This window comes from Francisella noatunensis subsp. noatunensis (assembly GCF_009823375.1).
GTDB classification, from domain to species: domain Bacteria; phylum Pseudomonadota; class Gammaproteobacteria; order Francisellales; family Francisellaceae; genus Francisella; species Francisella noatunensis.
Window position 1 is genome coordinate 1 of record NZ_WBSX01000137.1, and the last position, 4,338, is coordinate 4,338.

The following is a 4,338-nucleotide window of genomic DNA, read 5'->3' on the forward strand; positions in this document are numbered from 1 at the left end:
CAATATAAATACAAAAAAGAAGGTGACTCTAAACAAGTTAAGATAAAGGATAGAGCGAGTATTTCTGAAAGACCTAGCAGTGCTAATAGAAAAAATCTTTATCACTTTGAAGGTGACACTATTGTTGGTAAAGACCATAAAAGTGCTATTGTAACAATGGTCGATAGAGCTAGCAGATTTACTATTTTAGCCAAGTCTATAGATAGAACAGCTAATTCAATCAATAGAATATTGTACAAAGTATCTAATGGTCATAAAATATTAACAGCTACATTTGATAATGGTAAAGAGTTTGCTAAACATAAGAAGCTAACTAGCAAGACTGGCATCAAAGTATTCTTTGCTGATCCATACAGTCCTTGGCAAAGAGGTACTAATGAAAACATGAATAGGTATATCAGACAATTTATACCTAAAGGTACTAACTTTAACAATATATCTCATCAATACATTAGAAAGTTACAGATAGACTTGAATAATAGACCTAAGAAATGTTTAAATTACTTGACACCTAATGAAGTACATTTTGGTATCTCTATAAACATTGAGAATACAATCTAGCAATTAAATACTAATATTAAAGTTTATAATTATATAACTAATGAAGAGCTAGCAAGTCTCTATAAAACTGCTAGTTTATTCGTTTATCCTTCATTGTATGAAGGTTTTGGTTTACCGATTCTAGAAGCTATGAGTTATGGAGTTCCTGTTATATGTTCAAAAACATCATCTATGCCGGAAGTGCTAGGGGATGCTGGTATTCTTATAGATCCTCAAGATTATTATAGTATTGCAGAAGAAATCCAAAAAGTTTTAGATAATGATGATTTACAAAGTCAAATGTATATGAACTCATTAAGGAGATCTAAATATTTTTCTTGGGATAAAGCAGCAGCAGAGATGTATGATATATTAGTTTCTGAGATGTTATAATATCAGTAATTTTAGTCTAAAAAAAAGCAATAATGAAAACCTACATATTTGACTTGGATAATACTCTTTACTCTTACAGAAATGGTCTATTTGATAGCCAAATGGCGAGAATGAGTGATTATATCAAACTAAAACTAAATATCTCAGATACCGACAAAGCTAATATAATTCGTGATGAACTATATTATGAGTTTGGATCTACTATGCTTGGCATGATGCGTTATCATAATATCGAACCTAAAGAATTTCTTGATTATATTGATAATATTGAGATTAGTCATTTCAAGCCAAATGAGAAGCTAAATAAATGTATTAATGATTTGAGAAAAAATAATCGTACTTATATTTTTACTAATGCTTCTAGTTTTCATACCTATAGGGTTTTAAAACAGTTAGGTTTAGATGATAGTTTTGACGGAATTTTGACTATTGAAGATACAGGATTAATCTCTAAGCCAAAGACTAAATATTTTGAGATAGGTAGAGAGAGGTTTGATATTGATTTTACCAATGCAATTTTCTTTGAAGATTCATCACACAATTTAGTACCAGCCAAGCATTTAGGTATGCAAACAGTATTAGTCCATGCAGATGATCATAAATCGGAGGATAATTTTTATGATAATCAAGAGATTGATTATTATGTTGCCGATGTTGAGTCATTTTTTGAGAGTGATTATTTAGCTAGGAGGTAATAATAAATAATTTTGTTATTATTGTTTTCAGCTTATAATTGTGCTGTCACACCCGCGCAGGTGGGTATCTTTAGGCTGGTGGTTATGATTTATGAGATTCCCATTTTCATGGGAATGACGTAGTGAAATGGAAGGAGGCGAAGAATAGCTTCAAAATTAAGTTACCAAGGTGTAACTGTAATTTTTTTATCCAACCCACAATTCATTTTTGACTTTATTCTTTCAAGGCTTTCAGATGTTTGTAGACCAGATTTTGCATCAGAGTGCTGTATCACATGGCTAGAATTAATTAGAGCGTACTTGATAGCTTCTTCTATAGGTTTACCTTTGTAAATATTTGCACAGAATGTTGAGCTAAATGAGTCACCTGCACCAAGAGTGTTGACAACGTTATTAATTCTCAAAGATTCACTATGATATATTTTATCTTTAGATGCAGCATATACACCATTAGCACCATCTGTTACTACAATTATTCTTACACCCAAATCTAAACAGATTCTAAAGAAATCCTTCAATCTGAAAGTGGCGTTTAGGAAATCACTTTTACCTTCATCAAGAGGGGTTTCAAGTCTATCTTTAGATTCTACAATATCTTTATCATCAGAGGATAATAGCGACAACATTAGCTTTTGAGCTTCTTGAAAATTTAACACAAGAATATCTATGCCAAACATTGAATCTTTGATAAAACTTTCTCCAACGCTAAGTTGGCTAGAACCTGGATTGATAGCCACTTTTGTGTTGTTATCAGCTGCTAATTTAACTATTTCAGGTAATCTAGCAGCAGAAGATTTGCTCAAAGATGTAATATAAATAAAGTCACTCTCTATAATTGCTTTAGAAGGCAAATCATCTTGCAGGATATCTTTGTTTGCACCTCTGTATGCAAAAATTGTTCTATCCCCACTTAGTGTCGGTACTACGTAAGATGTAGCTGTGCCATATTTATCAGAGTAGCGAATATTAGAGATATCAATTCCAAGGTCTTTAAGCTCATTGCTTATCTGTTCACCAGCTATATCTTTACCAATTTTGCCAAAAAAACTAACGTCAATGTCCTGTTTTTTGAAAGAAACAGCAGCATTAGTTGCACCACCACCTGAAAAAGATTTTTGTTCAGTTACTTCAATTTTTGCACCTTCTTCAAGTAGCATAAAAGATTGAGTGGTATCTTTCTTTTGCATATTCATAGTAAACATTTCTTCATATTCTATGATAGTGTCAAGAGTCGCCCCACCAATTGTAAGTGCTTTGATATTTTTCATCTTAAGATAGTCAATTTAAGTAATAATATTTATGCCATAGCATATCATCAATTGCTATAAGGGTAAATAATATTAACTGCATATCAATTTATATGCTAAAAATAAACCCTTTTTATAGAAATGTTTCTAATTAATTAGTATTATTTCAACAAAATATTATTGCTAATATTATTTACTATATATAATTAATTTTTTATAAAGGGGATTTCTAAGATGCCTTCTAAACCAGTGAAAAAAGATCACCGTGGTTATATTATGCCAATTGGTGGTGGCGAAGATAAGTTTGCAAGCCCTACGGTATTAGAAAAATTTGTTGAACTTTCAGGTGGAAGCGAAGCAAAAATAGCTGTTATTCCAACAGCTTCAAAACTTTCAGATACAGGTGATATCTATGTTGATATTTTCTCTAAAATGGGAGTTAAAGATGTCTATAATCTAAAGATAGAAACTCGTTTAGATGCGACTACTAACAAAGATTATCAGGATCTACTCGCACAAAGTACAGGTATTTTTATGACAGGAGGTAATCAGCTTTTACTTTCTACTACTCTTGGAGGCACTCCGATAGCGCAACTTATTCGCAGATTGAATGCAAAAGGTATTAATGTTGCAGGTACATCAGCAGGAGCTGCTTTTATCTCTGGCTTTATGATTGCAGGTGGTCAAGCAGGTCTTATGCCTAGATGTAATATGGTTAACCTTGCTCCTGGGCTGGGTTTAACTAACAAACTACTAGTAGATCAGCATTTCTCTCAAAGAGATAGACTTGGTAGACTTTTAGCAGCGTTATCGTACAACCCTTATATGGTCGGTGTTGGTATTGATGAGGATACATCAGCATTACTAAATTCTGAGAATGTGATAGAGGTTGTTGGCTCAGGTATGGTAACCATTATAGACTTCTCTCACCTTAAGCATTCATCGTTACATAATGCTCGTAATAATGCTCCTATTAGTTTGATCGATATTCGTATGCATATGCTTTTGGAAGGTCAGAAATTTGATCTTAATACTTGTCTAGTAGAGTTCTAATATTTTTCTTTATTTGCTAGATTGTATTCTGAAAGTTTTAAATAGTTGAAAGAGAGTTCCAAATATAGTTTATTAGGTTTTGACGAAACTAAAATAAACGATAAGGAACTAAAAAATGCCAAAGCACTTAACTCTTTCAAATAGATATTGTATAGAAGAATTACTTAAATTAGGATACCAAACATCTCAAATAGCCAATAAAATTGGCTATAGTGAAAGAGCTATAAAAAAGGAACTTAATCGCACTAGTATAAATAGTGACTATAATGCTGAGATAGCACAGAAGCTATATCAAAGCCGCAGAACTTCAAATAATCATAAGCTATCCTGTAAAGTTAAAAAGCTAATAATAGCTTTGTTAAAAAAGAAGATATCTCCGGAACTTATTTGTGGTAGATTAAAACATGAGG

Annotated in this window: 6 protein-coding genes; 5 read left to right on the forward strand and 1 reads right to left on the reverse strand. The window is 32.0% G+C overall.

Annotation, left to right across the window (positions count from 1 at the left end):
* The 3 genes from F8C69_RS09295 to F8C69_RS09305 all read left to right on the forward strand — a co-directional run.
* The coding region (locus tag F8C69_RS09295; protein ID WP_159183759.1) for an IS30 family transposase at nucleotides 1-561 on the forward strand (561 nt) is incomplete at its 5' end.
* 15 nt (nucleotides 562-576) lie between these two features.
* Nucleotides 577-933, forward strand: a complete 357-nt coding sequence (locus F8C69_RS09300; protein WP_159184976.1) for a glycosyltransferase — start codon at nucleotides 577-579, stop codon at nucleotides 931-933.
* 32 nt (nucleotides 934-965) lie between these two features.
* The gene (locus tag F8C69_RS09305) at nucleotides 966-1,628 is read left to right on the forward strand and encodes a pyrimidine 5'-nucleotidase (protein WP_159184973.1); all 663 of its coding nucleotides are present in this window, start codon (nucleotides 966-968) and stop codon (nucleotides 1,626-1,628) included.
* A 161-nt stretch (nucleotides 1,629-1,789) separates the two neighbouring features.
* Here F8C69_RS09305 and F8C69_RS09310 read toward each other — a convergent pair whose 3' ends face one another.
* Nucleotides 1,790-2,896, reverse strand: coding sequence for a carbohydrate kinase family protein (locus tag F8C69_RS09310; protein ID WP_159184974.1), 1,107 nt, complete (start codon nucleotides 2,894-2,896; stop codon nucleotides 1,790-1,792).
* Nucleotides 2,897-3,109: 213 nt separating this feature from the next.
* Here F8C69_RS09310 and F8C69_RS09315 point away from each other — a divergent pair, with 213 nt between their 5' ends.
* Together F8C69_RS09315 and F8C69_RS09320 are read left to right on the forward strand one after the other, a co-directional pair.
* Entirely contained in the window at nucleotides 3,110-3,928 is an 819-nt protein-coding gene (locus tag F8C69_RS09315; RefSeq protein WP_159184975.1) for a cyanophycinase, read from the forward strand.
* Between the two features lie 115 nt (nucleotides 3,929-4,043).
* Nucleotides 4,044-4,338 (forward strand): helix-turn-helix domain-containing protein (locus F8C69_RS09320; protein ID WP_159184785.1); only part of this gene is annotated, 295 nt, incomplete at its 3' end.

Excerpts from the sequence above, each read along its gene's own strand:
- F8C69_RS09305 (WP_159184973.1), top strand. The coding sequence starts at position 966 with ATGAAAACCTACATATTTGACTTGGATAATACTCTTTACTCTTACAGA.
- F8C69_RS09310 (WP_159184974.1), bottom strand. The coding sequence starts at position 2,896 with ATGAAAAATATCAAAGCACTTACAATTGGTGGGGCGACTCTTGACACT.
- F8C69_RS09315 (WP_159184975.1), top strand. The coding sequence starts at position 3,110 with ATGCCTTCTAAACCAGTGAAAAAAGATCACCGTGGTTATATTATGCCA.